This window comes from uncultured Tateyamaria sp., assembly GCF_947487805.1.
Lineage (GTDB): Bacteria > Pseudomonadota > Alphaproteobacteria > Rhodobacterales > Rhodobacteraceae > Tateyamaria.
Genome location: NZ_CANKXW010000001.1, coordinates 1,107,431 through 1,128,539, shown reverse-complemented (window position 1 = coordinate 1,128,539; position 21,109 = coordinate 1,107,431). Strand labels below are relative to the sequence as shown.

General features: G+C 60.0%; 19 protein-coding genes. 4 read left to right on the top strand and 15 right to left on the bottom strand.

Features of this window, described 5'->3' with window-relative positions; translation table 11 throughout:
* Positions 1–144: 144 nt before the first annotated feature.
* The 4 genes from mobC to Q0949_RS05610 all read right to left on the bottom strand — a co-directional run bounded on the left by mobC (position 145) and on the right by Q0949_RS05610 (position 5,567).
* The gene (mobC, locus tag Q0949_RS05625) at positions 145–573 is read right to left on the bottom strand and encodes a plasmid mobilization relaxosome protein MobC (protein ID WP_299369442.1); all 429 of its coding nucleotides are present in this window, start codon (positions 571–573) and stop codon (positions 145–147) included.
* 41 nt (positions 574–614) lie between these two features.
* Complete coding sequence (locus Q0949_RS05620; protein WP_299369440.1) at positions 615–1,487, bottom strand: helix-turn-helix domain-containing protein; 873 nt, start codon at positions 1,485–1,487, stop codon at positions 615–617.
* 321 nt (positions 1,488–1,808) lie between these two features.
* Positions 1,809–1,946, bottom strand: coding sequence for a hypothetical protein (locus Q0949_RS05615; protein ID WP_299369438.1), 138 nt, complete (start codon positions 1,944–1,946; stop codon positions 1,809–1,811).
* An 18-nt stretch (positions 1,947–1,964) separates the two neighbouring features.
* On the bottom strand, positions 1,965–5,567 hold the full coding sequence (locus Q0949_RS05610; protein WP_299369436.1) for a hydantoinase B/oxoprolinase family protein: 3,603 nt from the start codon (positions 5,565–5,567) through the stop codon (positions 1,965–1,967).
* Between the two features lie 114 nt (positions 5,568–5,681).
* Between Q0949_RS05610 and Q0949_RS05605 the strand changes: the two genes are divergently transcribed.
* The 3 genes from Q0949_RS05605 to Q0949_RS05595 all read left to right on the top strand — a co-directional run bounded on the left by Q0949_RS05605 (position 5,682) and on the right by Q0949_RS05595 (position 8,539).
* On the top strand, positions 5,682–6,644 hold the full coding sequence (locus tag Q0949_RS05605) for a TRAP transporter substrate-binding protein (RefSeq protein WP_299369434.1): 963 nt from the start codon (positions 5,682–5,684) through the stop codon (positions 6,642–6,644).
* Between the two features lie 65 nt (positions 6,645–6,709).
* Positions 6,710–7,234 (top strand): TRAP transporter small permease, encoded by a 525-nt coding sequence (locus Q0949_RS05600; protein WP_299369432.1) that lies wholly within the window; start codon positions 6,710–6,712, stop codon positions 7,232–7,234.
* Between the two features lie 3 nt (positions 7,235–7,237).
* Complete coding sequence (locus tag Q0949_RS05595; RefSeq protein ID WP_299369430.1) at positions 7,238–8,539, top strand: TRAP transporter large permease subunit; 1,302 nt, start codon at positions 7,238–7,240, stop codon at positions 8,537–8,539.
* Here Q0949_RS05595 and Q0949_RS05590 read toward each other — a convergent pair.
* Positions 8,536–9,057, bottom strand: a complete 522-nt coding sequence (locus tag Q0949_RS05590; RefSeq protein WP_299369428.1) for a winged helix DNA-binding protein — start codon at positions 9,055–9,057, stop codon at positions 8,536–8,538. The two genes, Q0949_RS05595 and Q0949_RS05590, sit on opposite strands and share 4 nt — an antisense overlap.
* A gap of 164 nt (positions 9,058–9,221) precedes the next feature.
* Positions 9,222–9,635 carry a nuclear transport factor 2 family protein gene (locus tag Q0949_RS05585; RefSeq protein WP_299369426.1) on the bottom strand — a complete coding sequence of 138 codons (414 nt, stop codon included), beginning with the start codon at positions 9,633–9,635 and terminating at the stop codon, positions 9,222–9,224.
* A 124-nt stretch (positions 9,636–9,759) separates the two neighbouring features.
* Between Q0949_RS05585 and Q0949_RS05580 the strand changes: the two genes are divergently transcribed.
* Positions 9,760–12,384 carry a GAF domain-containing protein gene (locus Q0949_RS05580; RefSeq protein WP_299369424.1) on the top strand — a complete coding sequence of 875 codons (2,625 nt, stop codon included), beginning with the start codon at positions 9,760–9,762 and terminating at the stop codon, positions 12,382–12,384.
* A gap of 14 nt (positions 12,385–12,398) precedes the next feature.
* Here the strand turns inward: Q0949_RS05580 and Q0949_RS05575 are convergent, their stop codons facing one another.
* The 9 genes from Q0949_RS05575 to Q0949_RS05535 form a co-directional block, all read right to left on the bottom strand.
* Positions 12,399–14,249 carry a TRAP transporter large permease subunit gene (locus Q0949_RS05575; protein ID WP_299369422.1) on the bottom strand — a complete coding sequence of 617 codons (1,851 nt, stop codon included), beginning with the start codon at positions 14,247–14,249 and terminating at the stop codon, positions 12,399–12,401.
* Positions 14,250–14,379: 130 nt separating this feature from the next.
* Positions 14,380–15,426: a C4-dicarboxylate TRAP transporter substrate-binding protein gene (locus Q0949_RS05570; RefSeq protein ID WP_299369420.1), complete on the bottom strand. Its 1,047-nt coding sequence runs from the start codon at positions 15,424–15,426 to the stop codon at positions 14,380–14,382.
* A 24-nt stretch (positions 15,427–15,450) separates the two neighbouring features.
* The gene (locus Q0949_RS05565; RefSeq protein ID WP_299369418.1) at positions 15,451–15,732 is read right to left on the bottom strand and encodes a YciI family protein; all 282 of its coding nucleotides are present in this window, start codon (positions 15,730–15,732) and stop codon (positions 15,451–15,453) included.
* Positions 15,733–15,855: 123 nt separating this feature from the next.
* Positions 15,856–16,509: a malonic semialdehyde reductase gene (locus Q0949_RS05560; RefSeq protein WP_299369416.1), complete on the bottom strand. Its 654-nt coding sequence runs from the start codon at positions 16,507–16,509 to the stop codon at positions 15,856–15,858.
* 12 nt (positions 16,510–16,521) lie between these two features.
* Positions 16,522–17,352, bottom strand: coding sequence for a 3-keto-5-aminohexanoate cleavage protein (locus Q0949_RS05555; RefSeq protein WP_299369414.1), 831 nt, complete (start codon positions 17,350–17,352; stop codon positions 16,522–16,524).
* Positions 17,349–18,272 (bottom strand): intradiol ring-cleavage dioxygenase, encoded by a 924-nt coding sequence (locus tag Q0949_RS05550; protein ID WP_299369412.1) that lies wholly within the window; start codon positions 18,270–18,272, stop codon positions 17,349–17,351. Before Q0949_RS05550 ends, Q0949_RS05555 begins: the two co-directional genes overlap by 4 nt.
* Positions 18,273–18,279: 7 nt before the next feature.
* On the bottom strand, positions 18,280–19,332 hold the full coding sequence (locus Q0949_RS05545) for a maleylacetate reductase (protein WP_299369411.1): 1,053 nt from the start codon (positions 19,330–19,332) through the stop codon (positions 18,280–18,282).
* 122 nt (positions 19,333–19,454) lie between these two features.
* Positions 19,455–20,393 (bottom strand): LysR family transcriptional regulator, encoded by a 939-nt coding sequence (locus Q0949_RS05540; protein ID WP_299369409.1) that lies wholly within the window; start codon positions 20,391–20,393, stop codon positions 19,455–19,457.
* A gap of 63 nt (positions 20,394–20,456) precedes the next feature.
* Positions 20,457–21,026, bottom strand: coding sequence for a hemerythrin domain-containing protein (locus Q0949_RS05535; protein WP_299369407.1), 570 nt, complete (start codon positions 21,024–21,026; stop codon positions 20,457–20,459).
* Positions 21,027–21,109: the final 83 nt, after the last annotated feature.

The following is a 21,109-nucleotide window of genomic DNA, read 5'->3' as shown; positions in this document are numbered from 1 at the left end:
GCAGTGGGTCGCGGGTGACGGCCTTGGGTTGCCCGTCCGCATCGCGGATCAGGTCGCGGTTGTCGTCATAGGCCAGCACCTTGTCCGCGATGAGGTAGCCAACAGGACCCGCGCCCACGCCTTTGCCGTTGCGGAAGAACTTGATCAGCATCGGCGCGCGGCCTCGACGATCTCGGCGAGCTGGCGTTCGATGGTCAGCAGGCGGCGGGCAACGGTCAATGCGTCAAGGTCAACGCGGCCCGCCAGCATCGCACGGTTCAGCCAGCGGGCGATCTGATTGAGGTTGCCGCCAATGCGTCCGACGGCCAGCACGAGCGCCGGATCAACGCGGGGGATGGGCTTGCGGCGGCGAGCCTCGGTTAGGCCAAGCGCCTCGCGCAGCAAGGTCGCGGCGGGCAGACCAGCGGCCTCAGCCTTTGCACGCAGCTCGGCCTTCTCTGCCGCTGTGCATCGAAAGACGAAGGTCTCGGTCAGCGGCTCTTTGGCGGGGGTTTTGCCCACGCCGGTGGGGTTCGAAGGGGAGGCGTGCCGCCCCTCGCAAGGTCCAGTGTCAGCAGCGCCAGCGTATGACATGGGTCGCCTTGCTGTTTGCTCTTCGGTGGGATCGGTGGGGCTCATGATCTGAGGCCTGCGGCTTGAATTTGGGCCTCGGAAACCATCTTCGACGCAAGCAACGCCGTGACTTGGGTGCCCGTGATATGTTTGCACATCGGACTGCGATCACTGATCCAGCAGGCGAGCCGGGCATGGTGGTCAGCCGCCAACGTCGCCGCCTTCACTCGGTTTTCTGCCTGCTTCTCGACATAGGCCTGCCACCGCCGCGACTGAAACCAGTTGTCGGAAAAGCAGACCTTGGAACGGGTGAAACCAGCGCTGTAGGTCGCGTAGGCTTGGACCGCCTGAAGCAAGTCCTCCGGTGCGATCCCGTCCTTCATGGCCTCTTCGATCTGGTCAAAGCAGGTCGCTTTGCCGCGAAGGCGATCCGGAGGATAAGCCGCCAAAATCTTCTCAGCCTCCGCCGCCTCGCGCCTGCGCGAAGGAGGTTCTTTCTTAGGTTCAATGGTAAGGTTCCTGTCCCGATTTGAGACTACCCCCGTCTCACCCTTGAGACTTCTCCTCCACTTTTTTGAGACGTTTCCCCCCGTCTCATTTTGAGACGCAACCTCATTTTGACCGCTGCCCCCACCCTTCGGACGCGAACTAGGACCAAGGCTGATATCGAGATGCAATTCATACTGGTTGGACCCGCGCCCGCCCTCGCCGTCCCCACGTGCATGGCGTGTGACAAGCCCGCATTGCTCCAACGTTGTCATATGCCGAAACAGCGTTGCGCGGCCCATCTCGCATTCGTCCGCCAAACGCTGGGCGCTTGGATTGCACTGGCCGGTTTCCTTGTTGTGGAAGTCTGCCAGTTGGATCAGCACGATCTTGGCAGCTGGCTTCAACCCTTTGACGTTCGCAGCCCAGATCAACGCCATGCCGCTCATGGCTTTAGGCCTGCCAAAACACGGGTATCAGGTTCACAACTTGTTCGACAAATGTCCTGATACTCTTTCGGTCCTAAAGCTTTGTTTTCGGGCCGAAATACACTGGATTTCAAATCCGTGTACACCGGTTCGATTCCGGTACTCGCCTCCATTTAATTTCAAGCTCTTAACCCCCTACTCTCCTTGCTCCGTCAGAGGTACTTGCAGATTGGCTCTCGCAGCGTCGGGTTTCGCACGTCATTCCGTCAAGGACGTCCGCGCTTTCTGCAAGCGAAACGGAGGCGGCGTGCCCAATCGCCACGGCTGCGTCCCGAAGCGCCTTCACCCGTGGTGATTTGCGATATGGCTGGGGCCAAGACCTGCCCCCAAGAACCGCGTGGCGGCTGTGCTGCCCGCCGCTTGGACGCGTAGTGTCGGGTCACTGGGCCAATCCACGGTCCCGTTTCCGAAACGGGTCATGGCACCACAATCCGTAGCCTAAGTTTGGGCCGTTCCATACCCACCGCCGCCGGGTGTCTTCAGAACAAAGACGTCCCCCGCGTTCATGTGCGCCACGTCATTGCCTGTTTTGACCTCGACCCGCCCATCAACACGGACCACCTCGTTTTCACCGCAAGCACCGGGGGCACCACCCGCGGCACCATGGGGGGCGGTGTCACGGTGGGAGCTTAAGGTTGTGACGGTCATCGGCTCGTTGAAGCGCAATTTACGCACGATCCCATCGCCACCATGAAACGCCCCCGCACCACCAGATCCGCGCCGGATCGCAAACTCCTCGACCCGGACGGGAAAACGGGTTTCCAGCACTTCCGGGTCGGTCATGCGGGTGTTCGTCATATGACTGTGCACCGCACTCGCACCATCAAAGCCGTCCCCTGCCCCGGTGCCGCCGCAAATCGTTTCATAGTTCTGGTAGATGTCATTTCCGTAGACAAAGTTGTTCATCGTGCCCTGACTGCCGGCGATCACGCCAAGCGCACCGTACAGCGCATCTGCAATTGCCTGGGACACTTCGGTATTGCCAGAAATCACAGCTGCCGGCGCATCCGGGTTGATCATCGATCCCGTGGGCACCGTGAGGTTCAGCGGCTTCATGCACCCTTCGTTCATCGGAATGTTAGATCCGACCAGGGTACGGAAAACATACAGGACCACGGCACGGCAGATCGACAGTGGCGCGTTGTAGTTCAGATCATCCTGCGGCGATGTTCCGGTAAAATCGATCTCCGCGGACCGGGTGTCCTTGTCGACGGTGATCTTCACCTTGATCTCGGCACCGCTGTCGAGGGGATAGGTGAACGCACAGTCGTGCAGGACATCCAGAACCCGGCGCACGCTTTCCTCTGCATTGTCCTGAACATGACCCATATAGGCATGCACCACATCGAGGCCGAACTGGCGTGTGATCTTTTGCAACTCGCTTGCACCCGTCGCGTTCGCGGCGATCTGGGCGGACAGATCGGCCATGTTCTGGTCCACGTTGCGGCAAGGGTATTTGGCAGAGGACAGCAGCGCGCGGGTTTGCTGTTCTTGCAGGACGCCCTGCTTGACCAGAAGGACGTTGTCGATCAACACGCCTTCTTCTTCGATATGGCGGCTGTCGGGCGGGGCCGAGCCGGGGGTCGTGCCACCAATATCGGCATGGTGCCCGCGTGACGCGACCGTGTAGATGATGTTTTCTCCTGAATCGTCGAACACGGGCGTTATGACCGTGACGTCCGGCAGGTGCGTGCCCCCATTGTAAGGGTTGTTCATCATAAAGACGTCGCCGGGGCGAATTTTGCCTGCGTTCTGGGCCAGAATGGACCGCACGGAGCCTGACATGGACCCAAGATGCACAGGCACGTGGGGGGCATTGGCCACCAGATCACCGTTTTGATCGAAGATGGCGCATGAAAAATCGAGCCGTTCCTTGATGTTCACCGAATAGGCCGTGTTGGCCAGGGTCGCCCCCATCTGCTCGGCGATGGACATGTAGAGATTGTTGAACACCTCGAGCATCACCGGATCAACGCGGGTTCCAATCGCCTCCGCGCGTTCCAGCGGGACGATGCGACGCAGGACCAAGTTTCCGCCCTGAACACATTCAGCCTGCCAACCCGGCTCGATGATGTTGGTCCCTGTCGGTTCGGTCAGGATCGCGGGGCCGGACACGGTTTCACCTGCGGCGAGGGTCGCGCGGTTGACAAGAGGCACGTCGGACCATGCGCCGTGTGCATACATGCGTGCTGTTTTTGCATCTTCGTCAACATGGACGGTATCGGGCAGAGTTACTGCCTCGCCGGTTGCGCCGATGGCTTCGGCAGTGAGCAGGTCGATGATAAGATCGGCATTCTCGGGGACAAATCCAAAGCGCGTCTTGTGGGCCGCGTTGAAGCTGTCTGTCATGTGTTCTGGCGTGCCAAAGGGGACCTCCAGTGTCTGATGCGCGCCGTCTGTCCGAATATGGGCCGAGAGGACGGTGGTGATGTCGGCATCCTCAATGCCTTGTGCCTGAACCTCTTTTTTTGCCGCCCGGGCGAGGTCGTCGAGCACGGATTGTGCGGGGCCGATGTCGTTGATTGATCCGGCAAACTGGTGTTCGTGGATGGATCGTACATCCGCCAGGCCCATCCCGAAGGCCGACAGAACACCCGCGAAGGGGTGGATGAAGATGCTCTCCATTCCTAGGGTGTCAGCCACGAGGCAGGCATGCTGCCCGCCTGCCCCACCAAAGCAATTCATTGTGTATTTGGTCACGTCATAGCCGCGCTGCACGCTGATCTGCTTGATCGCATTGGCCATGTTCTCGACGGCGATCCGCAAGAAGCCCTCGGCGATTTGCTCGATGGTTTTATCGGTGCCGATCTCGGCTTGAAGGTCCGTGAATTTGGCGCGCACGACATCCGCGTCCAATGGTTGGTCCGCATTGGGTCCAAAGACAGACGGGAACTGACCCGGTTGCAACTTGCCCAGCAAGACGTTGCAGTCCGTGACCGTCAGTGGCCCACCACGGCGGTAAGCCGCAGGACCGGGATTGGCGCCAGCGCTTTCGGGGCCCACCTGCATACGTCCGTCACGATAGGACAGGATGGACCCACCACCGGCTGCGACCGTATGGATGGACATCATAGGGGCGCGCATGCGCACACCGGCGACTTCTGTCTCGAACGACCGTTCAAACTCGCCCGCATAATGGCAAACGTCTGTTGACGTGCCGCCCATGTCGAACCCGATCAACTTGTCAAACCCGAGGTCTGCAGCGGTCCGCACCATACCGACAACGCCACCGGCCGGGCCCGACAGGATCGCGTCCTTGCCCTGGAAGCGTCCGGCGTCGGTCAGGCCACCGTTAGACTGCATGAACATCAGGCTGTCACAGCCGCCCTGACCTGCATTCAGGGCGGAGGCGACTTGATCGATATAGCGGCGCAGGATCGGGGAAAGATAGGCGTCCACAACGGTTGTGTCCCCGCGAGAGACAAGTTTTATCAGCGGGCTGGCCTCATGGCTGAGTGAGACCTGGGTAAAGCCCGACTGGCGCGCCATGTCGCCCAAACGCCGTTCGTGATCCGTATACTTATAGCCGTGCATCAGGGCGATCGCGACAGAGCGATACCCCTTGCCATAGGCGCGGGACAAAGCCTCACGCGCCTTGGTGGTGTTCAACGGCGAAATGATCGCGCCATCCGCAGCGACACGTTCATCAATCTCTATGACATCCTCATAGAGCAGTTCCGGCAGTTTGATATTCAGCGCGAAAAGGTCGGGACGGTTTTGGTAACCAATGCGCAAAAGATCACGCAACCCCTTGGTGATCAAGAGGACGGTCCGCTCGCCCTTGCGTTCCAGCAACGCATTTGTGGCGACAGTGGTGCCCATCTTGACCGCTGCGATCTGGCCGGAGGCAATGTCCGCGTCCGGCGCGACACCAAGCAGGGATTTGATCCCGTGGACGGCAGCGTCCGGGTAGACTTCAGGGTTCTCCGACAAGAGCTTGTGGGTTTTCAGCGTGCCGTCCGGCTTGCGGGCGACGATGTCGGTAAAGGTGCCGCCGCGATCAACCCAAAACTGCCATTTACCTGTCTGCGCGTGATCCACTTCACCCTCCGAGAATCAAATTGTTGTTGCTTTATGTTTATAACGCTGACAATTTGTCAACGTAATGGATTCGAATTATAACGGTCCATATTTTCAACGATGGGGAGCCTCCTTATGAAACACTTCGTCTTCGGTGCAGCCGCGCTTTTCTGCGCAACAGCGGCAGCTGCACAGAACTGGGACATGCCGACACCATATGGCGACAGTACCTTCCACACACAGAACATCGCGCAATTTGCCGATGACGTTCGCGCCGCCACGGATGGCGGTCTGGACATCACGCTTCATTCTGCCGGATCCCTCTTTCCCCATGCGGAAATCAAAGGCGCCATTCGCAACCGCTCTGTCCCGCTGGGCGAGTTCTTTCTGTCGCGTCTGTCCAACGAAGACCTTGCATATGGTGTCGACAGTCAACCCTTCGTCGCCACGAGCTATGAAGACGCCAAACGTCTTTGGGCCGCACAGGAACCGGTCATCACCGAGCTTCTGGCCGAACAGGGCCTGATGCCGCTATTTTCCGTCCCGTGGCCTGCCCAGGGTCTTTATACCAACGGCGAAATTGCCAAGGTCGACGATCTGAACGGCCTGCGTTTCCGCGCTTACAATGCGGCCCTCGAAGAATTTGCAACGCTGGCCGGGGCATCGCCGGTACAGATCGAGGCCTCAAACATCCCGCAAGCGTTTGCGACCGGACAGGTTGACGCGATGATCACCTCGCCTTCCACCGGCGTGAACTCGACCGCTTGGGATTTCGTGACCCATTACACGCCGATCAACGCATGGGTGCCAAAGAACATCGTGGTCATCAACAAGCGCATGTTCGACAGGCTGGATGCTGACACGCAGGCCGCCGTTCTCGCCGCAGCCGACACGGCCGAAACCCGGGGTTGGGAGATGTCCGCCGCCGAAGCCGAGAGCATGACGGCCGCACTCGCCGAAAACGGGATAACCGTCTACGAACCAAGCGCCGCTCTGATCGAGGGCCTGCAAGGTATCAGTGAAACGATGCTGGGCACATGGGATGCCGCGGCCTCCGACAGCGCCCGCGCGGTGCTGAACGCCTACAACAGCCAATAACCTCCCTGAACTGGCCGGTCATGCATCTGTGACCGGCCACTTTTCTACCAAAGGACGCCAGCGCAATGTCTCGCCGATTTCAAAAACTCTATGATCTGTGCGGCATGATCGCTGGGGGGCTGATCTTGTGCATCTGCCTGCTGATCTCGGCGCAGATTTGTCTGAACGCGTTTGGCCGGATCGCACCGGGTGTCTTGCCATCCACCATTCCATCCTACGCCGATTTCTCGGGGTTCATGCTGGCAGGCGCAACATTCCTTGCCATGGCGCACACGTTGCGCGCGGGCGGGCATATTCGGGTGAACCTCGTTGTTTCGCGGTTGCCGCAATCGGCGCAATTTGCCGCCGAAGTCTTTGTACTGGCAGTCGCGGCAGGACTGGTTGGTTATGCGGCCTATTTCATGGCCGACCTGGTCCGAGAAAGCGTGCACTATGGTGATGTGTCCAACGGCATCATCCCTGTCCCGCTGTGGATCCCACAAAGCGTGGCCACCTTTGGCATCGCCCTGTTGCTGGTCGCAATCCTCCATACCCTTTGTGAGTTGGTGTCGGCGCGAAAGCCGATCCTGTCCAGCCCCGGCGAGGTTTGATCGATGTCTGATCCGATGATTGGCCTGGTCCTTTTGGGGCTCTTGTTCTTTTTGCTGGCCAGCGGTGTCTGGGTGGCGATTTCGCTGTCTCTGGTCGGTTTGGCCGGTCTTGTCTTCTTTTCCAACGCGCCGTCGGGCCTCGTTCTGGCGGCGACCTTCTGGGGGCATTCCTACAGCTGGGCGCTGACCGCTCTGCCGCTTTTCATCTTGATGGGGGAAATCCTGCTCAGGTCACGGATGAGCGACGATATGTTCACCGGGCTTGTCCCATGGCTGAGCCGCGCGCCGGGGCGCCTGTTGCATGTGAACGTCTTTGGCTGCGCCATCTTTGCCGCCGTTTCCGGATCCTCGGCCGCGACGGCCGCAACGATCGGGCGCATGTCGGTGCCGGAGCTGACAAAACGTGGCTACCCGGAAAGCCTGATCCTCGGCACGCTGGCGGGGTCCGCGACGCTGGGGCTGCTGATCCCGCCTTCGATCATCCTGATCGTATACGGGGTCGCCACAGAGCAATCGATTGCCCGCCTGTTCATCGCTGCCATCATTCCCGGCATCATGCTGATGACGCTGTTTGCAGGCTATGTCGCGGTTCGGGCATGGATGAACCCTGCTCTGACCCCGGCAATAAACGAGACATTCACCCTGCGCGAAAAATTCCGTGCGTCGCGGCGGTTGATCCCCGTGGCGCTGCTGATCGGCGGCGTCATCGGATCCATCTATGGCGGGCTTGCATCCCCCACCGACGCGGCCGCTCTGGGTGTTGTCCTTGCAACCATCCTTGCGTGGACATCGGGGGCGTTCAGCTGGAAACTGTTTGGCGAGGCGGTGATGTCGGCGACACGCACGTCCTGCATGATCGCATTGATCCTGCTGGGGGCTGCGTTCCTGTCGGTGGCCATGGGCTTTACCGGGTTGCCGCGCAACCTCGCGTCGTGGATTTCTGACATGAACCTGTCGGTCGCCGCCCTGCTGGTCGCCCTGACGGTCTTCTTCATCATCCTCGGCTGCTTTCTGGACGGCATTTCGGTCATCGTTCTGACCACGTCCATCATCATGCCGATGGTGTCAGCCGTCGGGATCGACCCGATCTGGTTTGGCATCTACCTGGTGATCGTGGTCGAGATGAGCCAGATCACACCGCCCGTGGGCTTCAACCTGTTTGTCATTCAGGGTCTGACCGGGATCGACATCCTGCGGATCGCAAAAGCAGCGTTCCCGTTCTTTTTGCTACTTTTGCTTGGGGTCCTGCTGATCTGCCTGTTTCCACAGATCGTCACCTTTCTGCCAACCTACATCGCGCGCTAAAGCGACGCTGCGGCCCTGCTGGCCTGATCATACTGGCCAGACAGGGAGCGCAGGTTGGCGGCGATCTCGCGCATCTCGTCGCCGGTCATGTCCAGGCGGGACAAACCGTCCAGAAAACAACGCTCGCGCACCTCGCGGTACGCGTCGCACAGCGCCTCCCCGGTCGGGGACGTCCGGTAAAACACTTCCTTGCCTCGCTTTTCCGAGACAAGAAGCTCCATCTTCATCAGCTTGCGCAGGGCATAATTTACGGTGTGCGTGTCTTCGATATTCAACAGAAAACAGATGTCCGCCAACCGTTTATCACGGCCACGGTGGTTCGTGTTGTGCAGCACCAGAATTTCCAGCGGCGTCAGATCCGTGTTACCTGCCGCCGACATGCACCGCGTCATCCAACGGGAAAACGCGTTATAGGCAATGATCATCCCGTACTCTATTTCCGAGGCTTGCCAGTTGTCGCCGTCGGCCAAGTGACGTGATGAAACAATCCGGCGCTTGGGGATATCTTGCTCGTTCATGGTCGAATTTCCTCGGCGATTTCTTTGCGTTTAACATACATATTGCGACTGAACTGTTCAATTTGCTTACTGTATGCCGACACCGTCCGTCAGGTGGCGCGCTGCCGGCAGTTAAAACACGATTTAAAAAAGGGGCAGCGCCGCCGCCCCCCTTTCGCTGCGAACTACGCCCAGCCAAGCTGCGCTAGCGCGTGGCCGTCATTCCAGACCTTGGTCATGTGGGTGATCTTTCCGCCCGCAAACTCCATCGCGTAGACATAATCCGATGCCACAGTCGCGCCCGTCGGATCGACGGGGCCGCCGGGACCGGTTTGGGTGCCATGGAACACGGCAAAGGCCAGAACGGTGCCCCGGTCTTCGTCGCAGGCGAACCCTTTCAATTCATAGCGGCCGTCCGGGATGGGCGTTAGCAGGCCTTTCATCCATTCGGCATAGGCCGCCAGCGTGTGCGTGTCGGCCAGCGCCCCTGACTGACATGCGAAACCTGCATCCTCGCTGCAATAGGCGGCGCAGGCATCCCAGCCCTGTCCGGTCTCACAAGCTTCGAAGAAGGCGCGTGCTGTTTCTGTGATGGTCATGGTGTCAGCTCCTGTGCTGTGGCGCCGGGGACAATTCCCGCGGCGTCCTGCATCCAAATTAGGCAACGGCGTCGCGTCGCAATATCGTTCAAATGAACCAATTGATGCAGGAGCGATGTAGGGTATGGTCCCCCTACATTGGCCCGAGGATATTATGTCGGACACGGCGCAATCGATTGAAACACTGTCAAAACGAGAGGCCGAAGTGGCTGCCGCCTATGCCGACGGGGCCAGCTACAAGGTCATCGCGCGTGACCTTGGCATTTCCCCTACGACTGTCCGGTCTCACTTGCGCACCGTATATGGCAAGTTGAATGTGACGTCGAAAATCGCGTTGGCGCAGGTCCTGACCGATCCGGATGGCTCATCACCTGCGGAACAGGACACAACCGCCGTGGTGGCCGATCTGGCGCTTGAGCTGGACGAGGCCATGCGCCGGGAACGCGCGATGATGCGCGTTTTGCGGATCATCAACGAGAGCAGTCGCAACCTCGACGAGGTCATCGACGAGGTGCTGGAACAGGCGCTCGAAATCTGCGAAGCCGAGTTCGGTATCCTCATGGAACACCATGGTGACTTCGCATTCACCGAGATGCGCTCCAGCAATATCAGTGCACCCTTCGCGGAATGGCTTTCCGCGCAAGGGACCTTCAATCCCGGCCCCGACACCGCCGTCGGTCGTGCAGCCCGAACCCGTAAACCTGTCAGCGTGGTCGACGTCAACGCCGAAGACGTGGTCCATGACGCCAACCCACTACGATTTGCGACCGTGAAATACGGCCATGCGCGTTCGCTGGCCGCCATCCCGATGATGGCGGGTGGTCGGCTGATCGGGGTCTTCAGCGTGTACCGGACCCGTGTGCATCCATTCAATGACCGCGCTCTGGAATTGGCACAGGCCTTTGCGGATCAGGCGGCGATCGCAATCGAGAACTCGCTCCACATCACGGAAATGGAGGCACGCCTGGCCCGCGCCGCCGCGTCCCGCGAAATTCTGAACGCCATCGCCTCGTCCAGCGATGACGAAGGGCCGGTGTTCGATGCAATCCTCGGCAATGCGCGCAAACTCTGTGACGCCCCTTTTGCCGCTTTGATCCTCGGCCGCGCCACGGACGACACCCAGACCATGATCGCCCACCATGGCGCATTGCAAAGCACAGAGGACTATTATGGTCAGGGCCGCGTACCCATGGACCCCGAGAAATCCTTTGCCGCGCAAGCCATCGTCGAAAAACGGCCCGTCCATCTGCACAACATGATGGACACGGATCAATACCGGTCCGGCGTGCCCAACGTGGTCGAGCTGTGCGATGTGCAGGGCATTCGCACCAACCTGTTTGTGCCGCTCATTCGGGACGGGGTCGGCATCGGCTGTTTCATCATCTTCCGTCACGAGGTACGGCCCTATACGGACGAACAGATTGCACTGGTTGAGACCTTCGCAACCCAGGCCGTCATTGCCCTTGAAAACGTACGACAGTTTCGAAACCTGAGAAAACGTCTGGATCGGGAGGCCGCGACACGGGAAATCCTGCAAGCCATCAATCAGAACCGTGATGATGCGCAGCCTGTCTTTGACACGATTCTGCGCAACGCCATTGATCTGTGCGGGGCGAGCGCCGGCGCGCTGACGCTGGGCGCGCAGGGCGATACGCATCAGCGCATGGCCGTCTCACGGGGTGTCAGTCCCGCAACACTTGATCTCTACGCGCGCGGTGAAGTGACTATGGACCCGGCAATCTCCATGGCGGCCAAGGCGATCATCTCCGGTGAGGTTGTCCATGTGCCGGATATGGCCGACACCGATGGGTATCGCAGGGGTGTATCGCACTATACGTCCGTCGTGGACGACACGGGTATCCGCACCAACCTGTTTGTGCCCCTGATGACGCCCGATGGCGGCGAAGGTGTCCTCGTGCTGTTCCGCAAGGAGGTGAAGCCCTATACGCCAGACGAAATCGAGTTGGTGGAGACATTCGCCGCCCAGGCCGTTATCGCGATGGAGAATGTGCGCCAATTCAATGATCTACAGGCGCGCACCGCCGAGGTGCTGGAGCTCAACACATCGCTTGCCGTCAAGGTTGATGAACAGGTGGTCGAGATTGAGCGGATGGGGCGGTTGAAACGCTTTCTGCCCTCTGCGGTTGCCGACACGATCGTGTCGTCAGGGTCGGAACAGATGCTGCAAAGTCACCGCGCCCTCTTGGGGGTTCTGTTCTGCGACATTCGGGGGTTCACCGCGTTCTGCGAAACCGCAGAGCCCGAAGAGACCATCGAAGTGCTGCAAACCTATCACGAAGAGATGGGCAAGTTGATCAACCAGCATGGCGCCGGTGTCGACTTGCGAATGGGCGATGGGGTGATGGTGCTGTTCAATGACCCCATCCCCTGCGATGACCCAGCGGGCGACGCGGTGCGGCTGGCAATTGCAATGCGCGCGCGTATGGTCGAGTTGTGCGCGGCGTGGAAACGACTTGGCCATCGGCTTGGGTTCGGCGTTGGTGTCTCGCTTGGCTACGCCACCGTGGGGCTTGTGGGGTTCGAGGGCCGCTTTGACTACACCGCGTCCGGAACGGCGATCAACCTCGCGTCACGCCTGTGCGACGAGGCGGAAGATGGAGAGATCCTGCTCAGCACGCGCGCGGGCATCGCGGTTGAGGACGCGTATAGCGTCGAGAGCAAGGGAGACCTGACACTCAAGGGCATCCGCGAACCTGTCGAGGTGTTCAAGCTCGTCCACGATGTGTGACGGACCCGCACACTCTATTCAAAGACCAAGCTCAGCGCGGGCATAAAAGTCAAAAGCAATGTCACGATGGTCATCATGACGACAAAGGGAAATGTCCCAGCAAAAATGTCGCCCAGCGTGGTGTTGCGGTCTGCGATTGTCGCCTTCACCACATAAACTGTCAGCCCGAAAGGCGGAGTCAGCAGGCCGATTTCGACGGCAATGACAGTGACGATGCCAAACCAGATCAGGTCCCCGCCAAGTTCCGTCACGATTGGCAGGCACAGCGGCAGTAGGATCAACATGATCGATGTGCTGTCGAGGATCATGCCCATGATGATGACGAGCACGAGGTAGATCATCATGAATCCCATCAGACCGAGCCCCATTCCGGCAAAGAACTGGGTTGTTTCCTGCGGAATGGTCGAAAGCGTCAACATACGTGAATACATCGACGCCGCGATGATGAGCATCAGGATGGACACCGAGACCAGCCCTGTATCCACCAGCACCTGCCAGAACTTGCGCCATGTCAGGCTGCCCTTCACAAGCGCCACGAGTATCGCGGCAGCCGCCCCCGCCGCCCCCGCTTCGGTGGGCGTGAAAAAGCCCGAGTAGATTCCTCCCAGCACAATCACGACCAACGCCGCAATGGGCAGCAGTTTTTGCACCGCCGTGCCCCAAGTTTCGCCTTCAATCGCAATCGGTCGGTCCGATTGCATCACTGACCGGGGGCGCAGAACCGCCATCAGGTAAATCCCGAAGCCGAAGACAAAGGCAAGGATACCCCCCGGCACAATCGCCGCAAGGAACAGCGCGCCGACCGATTGCTCGGCCAGAACGCCATATATGATCAACAACAGGCTGGGCGGGATCAGCATCCCCAGCACCGAGGACCCGGCCACGACCCCCAAGGCAAAGCGGTTGTTATACCCGTTTGCCACCATCTGCGGCACCGCCACGCGCGAGAACACTGCGGCGGAGGCAATCGAGATCCCCGTGATGGACGCAAAGACCGCGTTTGCAGCCACTGTTGCAATGCCCAGGCCGCCCCGGATCCGTTGCAAAAGCCACGCGGCAACCCGGTAGGCATCGCGCCCGATATCCGCCGCATCAACGATCAGGCCCATCAGCACGAACAGCGGCACAACCCCGAACAGATAGCGGTTGATGGCCCCATCCGCAGCCAGAGCAAGCGACCGCATCGCAACCTTCGGATTGTCCCGGATCAGCCAGATCCCGAGAAAGCTGAGCAAGATCAGGACAACGGCAATATGTGCCCCGGAAAATATCAAAAGCAGCATGAAACCGATGGCAACGATGCCGATTTCGACCCGACCCAGATCCGCCCAGAAAATGCCGTAACCAATGACCAAGAGCGCGAGGAACGCGATCAGAAAGGGCCACCCCTTGGGCTTCAACACGACCGAATGCCGGATCCTCAACGGAGACACACGGCCCGAATTCACCATGTCCTTGACGTCGTTGAGCGCCTGAACCGCAAATGCCAGCGCTGTCAGCATCGCGCCAAGGAAAAGGCAGGCCTTGATCGGCCAGACCGGGGCGGTGAACACGCCCTGCGCGCCAAAAAACTCGCCTTCGACCCAGGCATCGACCAACTTGGGCCAGGTTCCCTGCGCGATCAGGGCAAAGACGGCGACCCCGGCAAGGTGAAACAGAACCCGCATGGCCGATGCTGCGAAGGGACGTTCGTCCTCGAGCCAGCCGGCAAGGATGTCGGTGCGGGTCATGCGCCCGGACATCAGAGCATGTGCAGCCTGAAGAAAAACGATCGCCACAATCGAATTGGCCACAATTTCGGCCACGCCCTGGACCGGTGCGTTAAAAACAGAGCGCCCGATGATGTCTGCGCAAATCAGAAGCATCAGGCAGAAAATCCAGATCGACGCCGCGCCGCTGACAAGTCCGGTAAGCGCGGAAACAGCGCTTACCGTTTGATGTGTTCCATGGCGAAACGATGCAGACGTCAACATGGCATGCCTCCCGGCGATCAAGTCACTTCGAGGCCCAATCCACGCGCGCATCCAGACCTGCGGCACGGACCTTGTCCATATATGCGGCCAGTACCGCCTCGGCCCCGTCGGACTGGTTTGCATCCACCCATTCTCCGGCGAGATTGGGCAGCGTTTCGGCCCATGTCGCGATGTCGGACGCAGGCAGTTCGGTCACGGTCGCGCCAACTTCCGGCAGTTTCGCAAGGAAGGTGTCATAGCGCGCCATCACCTCTCTGGCATGGGCAACCGTGTACTCTTCGCCAAGTTCGCTGAGAACCTGCCGGACATCGTCCGACAGATCCTCCCAGACATCCTTGTTGATCCCGAGGCCCCCGGTCATCTGCGCGCCCATACCAACCAGTGTGACATAGGGGGCGACCTCGTAGTGCTTGTTCGGAAAGGCCCCGGTCAGGATGATCACCATCCCGTCGGCCACACCGGTCTGGACCTGATTGTAATAGGTGGGCAGCGCCCCGTTCACCGGCACGGCACCCAGATGTTTGATCCAGTTCGCCGACGGACCCGGTGCGAGGATCTTGCGCCCTTTCAGATCGTCAATCGAGTTCACCGGAAAATTCGTCATCAGGTGATAGGTTTCGACCCCGCTCGCCCCCAGAAAGACCACGTTCTGGTCATCCCAAGCGGCCTGCAATTCAGGCACCTCGCGGTGCAAGTCGTTCATGATCTGAAGCGTTGTGACAAGGTCGTCCGACACGAATGGCGTGAAATAGGTCACGTTCTGCAAGGGCATCTTGGATCCCTCCCAAAGCGTCCCGACCCAGCCTGCATCGGTTAGGCCGTCGCCCACGGCCTCCAGCGTGTCCTTGAACCCATAGAGCGATCCGCCATAGGCTTCGGTCCAGGTGACGCGGTCCGATGATCCCATCGCCTCGAGGCGCGTGTTGGTTTCGGCAACAACCAATGTGGACAACTGCCCGACCCAAGGCAAAACCGTCGGATGGCTGGAAGCCATCGTCAGATCAAAGGTCTCTGCGCTGGCCGTGGTGGCCATCGCACCCAGCACCCAAGCTGCAATCGTGGTTTTCATTGTGTCCTCCCGTGACAGTTTCAATCAGGTGACCGCATGGCGGCCGGTTGAAAAATCGATTTCGACGGTGATGCGTCCTTCGTTCAGGAGCCAGGGCCGCACCCTGAAATCGCGCGCGCCCGAGGTATGCATCGGGTCGGTGGCGGCAATTTCTTTCGCGTGTTCAAGGCTGTCGGCGCGGATGATCACCATCCCTTCGCCATTCCATGTGTGTTCGTCATCCGCCCAGAACGGCCCTGCCCCCAGCATGATGCCGCGCTGTTCCAGGCTGACCTGAAACGCGAGGTGCGCCTCGATGTTCTCCATCACCGGCCCCATGCCGTTGGTGGGTGTCGTGAACACGACAAATAGCTGTTTTTGAAGCATGCCCCTGGAGGCGTTGAGGATGTCATCCTTTGTGATTTCGGGTCCCGACATTGGGGTTTCCTCTCAGATCGTTTCGCAAACGGTGTCAAAGTCGAGGCGCGGCAACCGGCGAAAAATCTTGGACGTATCAGCGTATCCGAGGTTCACCAGAAAGTTCGATTTCAGCGAGGTGCCGTGAAAGAACTCCTCGTCCACCTTGCCGTTGTCAAAACCCGACATGCCCCCCACATCCAGCCCCACAGCACGGGCGGCCAGCATGAAATATGCACCTTGCAGCGTGCCGTTCCGGAACGCGTTCACCTGCGCCGCGGTCGCGTTGTTCTTGAAAATATCCTGCGCGCCGGGGTTCGGCGGGAACACGTGCGGCAACTCTTCCCAGAAGTTCAGGTCATACGCGATGATTGCAGTGACCGGGGCGCTGCGCATCTTGGGTCGGTTGGCGTCGAACAGCGCAGGCTCCAGCCGATCCTTGGCCACGTCCGACCGCACAAAGATCACCCGCATGGGCTGTTGGTTCATCGACGTCGGGCCCATCTTGGCGATGTCATACAGCGCCCTCAACGTCTCTTCGCTTACGTCACGGTCCTGCCAGCCGTAATGCGTGCGGGCTTGTGTAAAAATCAGCTGGAGCGTTGCTTGGTCAGCGGTCAGGCCGCGCGATTGGAACGCGGCGGCGGCGCTGCGGGCTTCTTGGTCCAGGGCGTCTGTGTCTGTCATCTGGGTGTCCTTTCAAACGGGGCGCAGGCCAAGAATGCTGCGGGCCTGGGCAGGGGTTGCAACGGGGCGATCATGATCGGCACAAATCGCCGCCGCATTGCGCACAAGGGCCGCGTTCGATGGGGCCAATGTGTCCCGATCAAGCCGGATGTTGTCCTCGAGGCCCGTGCGCACATGCCCACCAGCGGCCACGGCCCAAGCGTTCAGCGTGGCTTGCGCGCGCCCAATGCCCGCTGCACACCACGGTGCGCCAGGGAACAGACGGCGTACCGTTTCGACATAGAAATCAAAGACATGACGGTCGGCCGGCATGGCGTTTTTGACCCCCATCACGAATTGCACATAAGGCGTGCCGGCAATGGCCCCGGATGCGTGCATCGCTGCCGCCTTCAGGATGTGGCTGAGGTCAAACGCTTCGATCTCGGGCTTGACCTCATGCGCTTGCATTTCCGCGGCCAGCCAGTCCACGAGGTCGGGCGGATTTTCGTAGACACGGGTGGGAAAGTTGTTCGATCCGACGCTGAGCGAGGCCATGTCTGGCCGAAGGTGCAACATGCCGCCCCGCTCCCGCCCTGCACCCGACCGGCCTCCGGTCGAAAACTGCACGATCATGCCCGGACAATGTGCCTCGATCCCCTCCTTGAGCCGCGCGAACTTGTCGGGGTCGCTGGAAGGGGTTTCGTCATCATTCCGGACGTGCGCATGGCAGATCGTGGCGCCTGCTTCGAAAGCCTCATGCGTGCTTTCGACTTGTTCGGACACAGTGATCGGAACCGCCGGGTTCATCGACTTTCTGGGCAACGATCCGGTGATCGCCACACATATGATACACGGCGTCGTCACGAGGTTGCGCCTTGCGGGGCAAGGATGAAATCGAATTCGACATCCCAGTAGAACGGCCCGTCAAACCCCATTTCCGCGATTTTCGCGGCATCCTCGACTTTGACGAATTCGGCGATCAGGCTTTCCTTCACCCCGAATACCGCATCATTGTTGATATAGATGTCATCGGGATCAAAGATGTGGGTCGTGACCTCGTCATAACCCTCCTTGGCGATAATGTAGTGCAGATGTGCCGGCCGGTACGGATGTCTGCCCAGCGCATAGAGCAATTCGCCCACCGGCCCGTCATCGGGAATGGAATAGTGTTGCGGGCGGACGGCCTTGAACCAATACGTGCCGTCCTCGCCGGTGCGAAAGACACCGCGCAGGTTGAAATCAGGCTGGATGCCCTTTTGCTGGACGTCGTAGAACCCTTCGTCGTTGGCCTGCCAGACATCGATCTTGACCCCTGCCAGCGGATTGCCATCCACATCCAGTACCCGGCCCCGGACAACCATGTCCTCACCCTTGCCGTCGAGGCAGATGTTTTCTCCCATCGGGTATTCCGGCGTGCCACCGACGTGGAACGGGCCCAGAACCGTGTTCTCGGACGCGCCGACGGGCCGCCGCGAATTGATGGCATCCACCAGCATCGAAACGCCGAGAACATCGGACAACAGGATGAATTCCTGCCGCCAGTCATCGCATTTGTGCCCCGTTGCCGTCAGGAACTGAATGGCCTGCATCCACTCGGCCTGCGTTGGCTCGATCTCCTTGATGGCGGCGTGCAGATGGTGGGTGATGCTGGCCATGACCTCCTGCAACCGCTTGTTCTTTGCATTCACATTCTGCCCGGTGACGACCTCGGCGGAGTCTTCTTCGGTAAAGTAGGCCCGTGGCAGGTTTGCGACGATATCGGCAATGTCGTGATCAGTGGTCATATGGTCCTCATTTTTCTGGCGCCGTTCCGGCCCACGCGTTCTGCAAGAGCGCACGGATACCGTCGGCAGTGATGTCGCGCGGATTCCAGTAAGGTTTGGACAGGGCAATCTCGGTGGCCCGGTCGAGATCGCGTTCCTGCAATCCCAGATCCTTCAGCGCCATTGGCGCGCCCATGTCCCTGGCAAAGGTCCACAGGGCGTGTCCAGGCGGGGATCCGTCCAGCACATCACTGACGGGGGTCAAAAGCGCGGGCACGGCCTGCGCGTTGAAGTCGACGGCATGGGGCAGGATGATGGCGTGCGTTTCGGCATGCGGCAGGTCAAACGTCCCGCCCAGCGTGTGGCAAAGCTTGTGATGCAGGGCCATGCCCACCTGCCCCAGAACCGCACCGCAGGCCCATGCGCCTTTCAGCGTGTCCTCCCGCGCAGCGAGGTTTTCAGGGTCCCGTAAAACCTGGGGCAGTGCCTCTGCAAAGGCGCGCAGCCCGTCAACCGCCAACGTGGTGGTCTGATCATCCCGGTCGCGCGCATAAAGCGCCTCGGCCGCGTGTGCCATCGCGTTCAACGCCGAAGTGACGGTCATTCCGACGGGAAGTGTCGCGACCAGTTCGGGGTCATAAAGGATGATCTCGGGCAGGACCTTGGGATCGGTGATCGTGGTTTTCAAACCATTCTCGGTCTGACCCAGAATGGGGGTCGCCTCACTGCCGGCATAGGTCGTCGGGATCACGATCTGCGGCAGATCGGTGCGCAGGGCGATGGCCTTGCCAAGACCCGTGGTTGACCCGCCACCAATCGCGACGACGCAATCCGCCCCGACATCGCGGGCATGTTGGATGGCTTCTTCGGTGACGCTCACCGGCGTGTGCATCGCCGCCCGTGAAAACACCCCGGCTGACAACCCGTTCAGGTCGGCGGCCGTATCCAAGGCCGACGAGGATTGTGGCGGCGTGGACAGGATGAGCGCCCGGGTGCATCCCAGCGCGCGCACTTCCTGCGCAAGCTGCTTGCGCACCCCCGCTCCGAACAGAACCCTTTGTCTGGTTGACGATGCCAACATGTCTCCCCCGTGCCCAAAAGCAGATTGCTCAAGGAAAGGTTAAGGGACTGACAGGGCGGGTAGGATCGAAAGTCAGAAAGACTGCATAACAAATTGATATGCTATTCCCGCAACAGGACGGATCAGGTCGGTGCCGCGTGCAGCCTCATCAAGTCGTTGAGGGACGACATCTCCGACGCCAGATATTGCAAAAGCCGTGAGCGCGCCGGAAAATCGGGCGCAGCCTTCGAGGTCAGGGCACACAGATGCCTGTCCGGATCACCGACCGGCAACGGCAGCGCCGCGAGCGAGTTCTGCCGGTTCAAACGATAGACCACCGAATAGGGCAGAATGGTCAGCGCATCGGATTCATATAGAAAGTTGAGGATCGACGTCAGCGATCCGCCTGAGAAACTCACCTTGAGGTCTTTGACGCCGATACTGTCCAGCACTGCCCGCAGGTCGTGATAGAGCGGGCTTTCCGGCGGCGGTGCAATCCATGGCTGATGCGCGACGGCCTCGGTGGTCAGGTTTGCGTGACGCACCAGCGGATGACCAATCCGGCAGGCGATCACATTGCGCCCCGGCAGCAGCGGGTTTGCGACCACCCCATCCGGGATCATCGACGATCGTATCGGCGCGATGCCCACATCCAGATCACCCGATGCAAGGCCATCCAGAACCTTTTGGACATATCCATACCCCTGTTCGATGGCGATGGCCGGGTATTCGGACTGAAATGCCGCCAGAACCGGGGACACCACACCATCCATGAAAATCGGGGATCCGGACACGCGCAGCGCACCGGCCTGACCGCGCTTGAACCGAGTGACGAATTCACTCGCGGACTTCCCCGTGTCGTTGATGGTCCGCCCGTATTGCGCAAGCTGAAGACAGAACTCGGTGGGCCGCAATGGCCGCTTCTGGCTTTCGAACAGGCGCACGCCCAGCCGTTTTTCCAATTCGGAAATTGACCGCGAGACGCTCGGCTGGGATTTCCCCAGCACCTGCGCCGCTTCGGTCGCGCCGCCATGATCGACGATCGCGGCAAGCAGTTCGAGATGTCGTGGGTCTATTTTCATGGTGTTTCCAAAGACCAGATTTGACTGACCACCCCGACCAGTCAAGGTGATCAGCCAATTAAACTAGCCGCGCAACCTGTGGTGCAGGATGATCGGCACGGCGAGGTCCTCCTCGTCACCGAGATGGCGGTTCAGAAACGCCTCAATGGCGGTCGCCTGATCCAGAACCGCGCCTGCCTCGTCCCGCGCCTGGCCTTCATCCAGTTCCGCGAGTTTGATCACGCGATTGGCCTGACGTGTGAAATCGTCAAGCACGACGTCCAGATCGGCGTGGTCCTGCTCCAACACTTCCAGACCGGCGGCAAACCGCGGGTCGGCGGCGCACAGCTCGGGAAAGTAACTGCGATCTTCCCAACCATGGTGGCCATGCAGATTGCCAACCAGCCGGCCGCCCAGAAAGGACAGCCGCGCGGCATAGTCGTCAAGCGCCATGTCCTTGTCGAGCAGCAGCTCTGTGTCCAGACGTACCCGTTCGGCGAGCATCCGGAACCCCTGATGCGCGGCCATCCAGTGCTGTGTCTTTTCGCGAAATCCCGGATGCGCCTCCCACGTATCTCGCGGATAGGTGTTCAACAGAAAGCGCATGTCTTCCGGCATGTCGGCCTCGCGAATGGAATATTGCGTATCGAGCATGGGATATCTCCTTTCCCCACCGATGTGGGGTGGCCGCACCTGCCCCGTCAGGTCGGGAAACACAGGGCAGTCATGCACGCCTT

Coding starts and splice junctions, on each gene's coding strand:
- mobC (WP_299369442.1), bottom strand. CDS start 573: ATGTCATACGCTGGCGCTGCTGACACTGGACCTTGCGAGGGGCGGCAC.
- Q0949_RS05560 (WP_299369416.1), bottom strand. CDS start 16,509: ATGACAGACACAGACGCCCTGGACCAAGAAGCCCGCAGCGCCGCCGCC.
- Q0949_RS05535 (WP_299369407.1), bottom strand. CDS start 21,026: ATGCTCGATACGCAATATTCCATTCGCGAGGCCGACATGCCGGAAGAC.
- Q0949_RS05570 (WP_299369420.1), bottom strand. CDS start 15,426: ATGAAAACCACGATTGCAGCTTGGGTGCTGGGTGCGATGGCCACCACG.
- Q0949_RS05575 (WP_299369422.1), bottom strand. CDS start 14,249: ATGCTTCTGATTTGCGCAGACATCATCGGGCGCTCTGTTTTTAACGCA.
- Q0949_RS05540 (WP_299369409.1), bottom strand. CDS start 20,393: ATGAAAATAGACCCACGACATCTCGAACTGCTTGCCGCGATCGTCGAT.
- Q0949_RS05600 (WP_299369432.1), top strand. CDS start 6,710: ATGTCTCGCCGATTTCAAAAACTCTATGATCTGTGCGGCATGATCGCT.
- Q0949_RS05545 (WP_299369411.1), bottom strand. CDS start 19,332: ATGTTGGCATCGTCAACCAGACAAAGGGTTCTGTTCGGAGCGGGGGTG.
- Q0949_RS05620 (WP_299369440.1), bottom strand. CDS start 1,487: ATGAGCGGCATGGCGTTGATCTGGGCTGCGAACGTCAAAGGGTTGAAG.
- Q0949_RS05550 (WP_299369412.1), bottom strand. CDS start 18,272: ATGACCACTGATCACGACATTGCCGATATCGTCGCAAACCTGCCACGG.
- Q0949_RS05580 (WP_299369424.1), top strand. CDS start 9,760: ATGGTCCCCCTACATTGGCCCGAGGATATTATGTCGGACACGGCGCAA.
- Q0949_RS05585 (WP_299369426.1), bottom strand. CDS start 9,635: ATGACCATCACAGAAACAGCACGCGCCTTCTTCGAAGCTTGTGAGACC.
- Q0949_RS05565 (WP_299369418.1), bottom strand. CDS start 15,732: ATGGAGAACATCGAGGCGCACCTCGCGTTTCAGGTCAGCCTGGAACAG.
- Q0949_RS05590 (WP_299369428.1), bottom strand. CDS start 9,057: ATGAACGAGCAAGATATCCCCAAGCGCCGGATTGTTTCATCACGTCAC.
- Q0949_RS05605 (WP_299369434.1), top strand. CDS start 5,682: ATGAAACACTTCGTCTTCGGTGCAGCCGCGCTTTTCTGCGCAACAGCG.
- Q0949_RS05615 (WP_299369438.1), bottom strand. CDS start 1,946: ATGACCCGTTTCGGAAACGGGACCGTGGATTGGCCCAGTGACCCGACA.
- Q0949_RS05595 (WP_299369430.1), top strand. CDS start 7,238: ATGTCTGATCCGATGATTGGCCTGGTCCTTTTGGGGCTCTTGTTCTTT.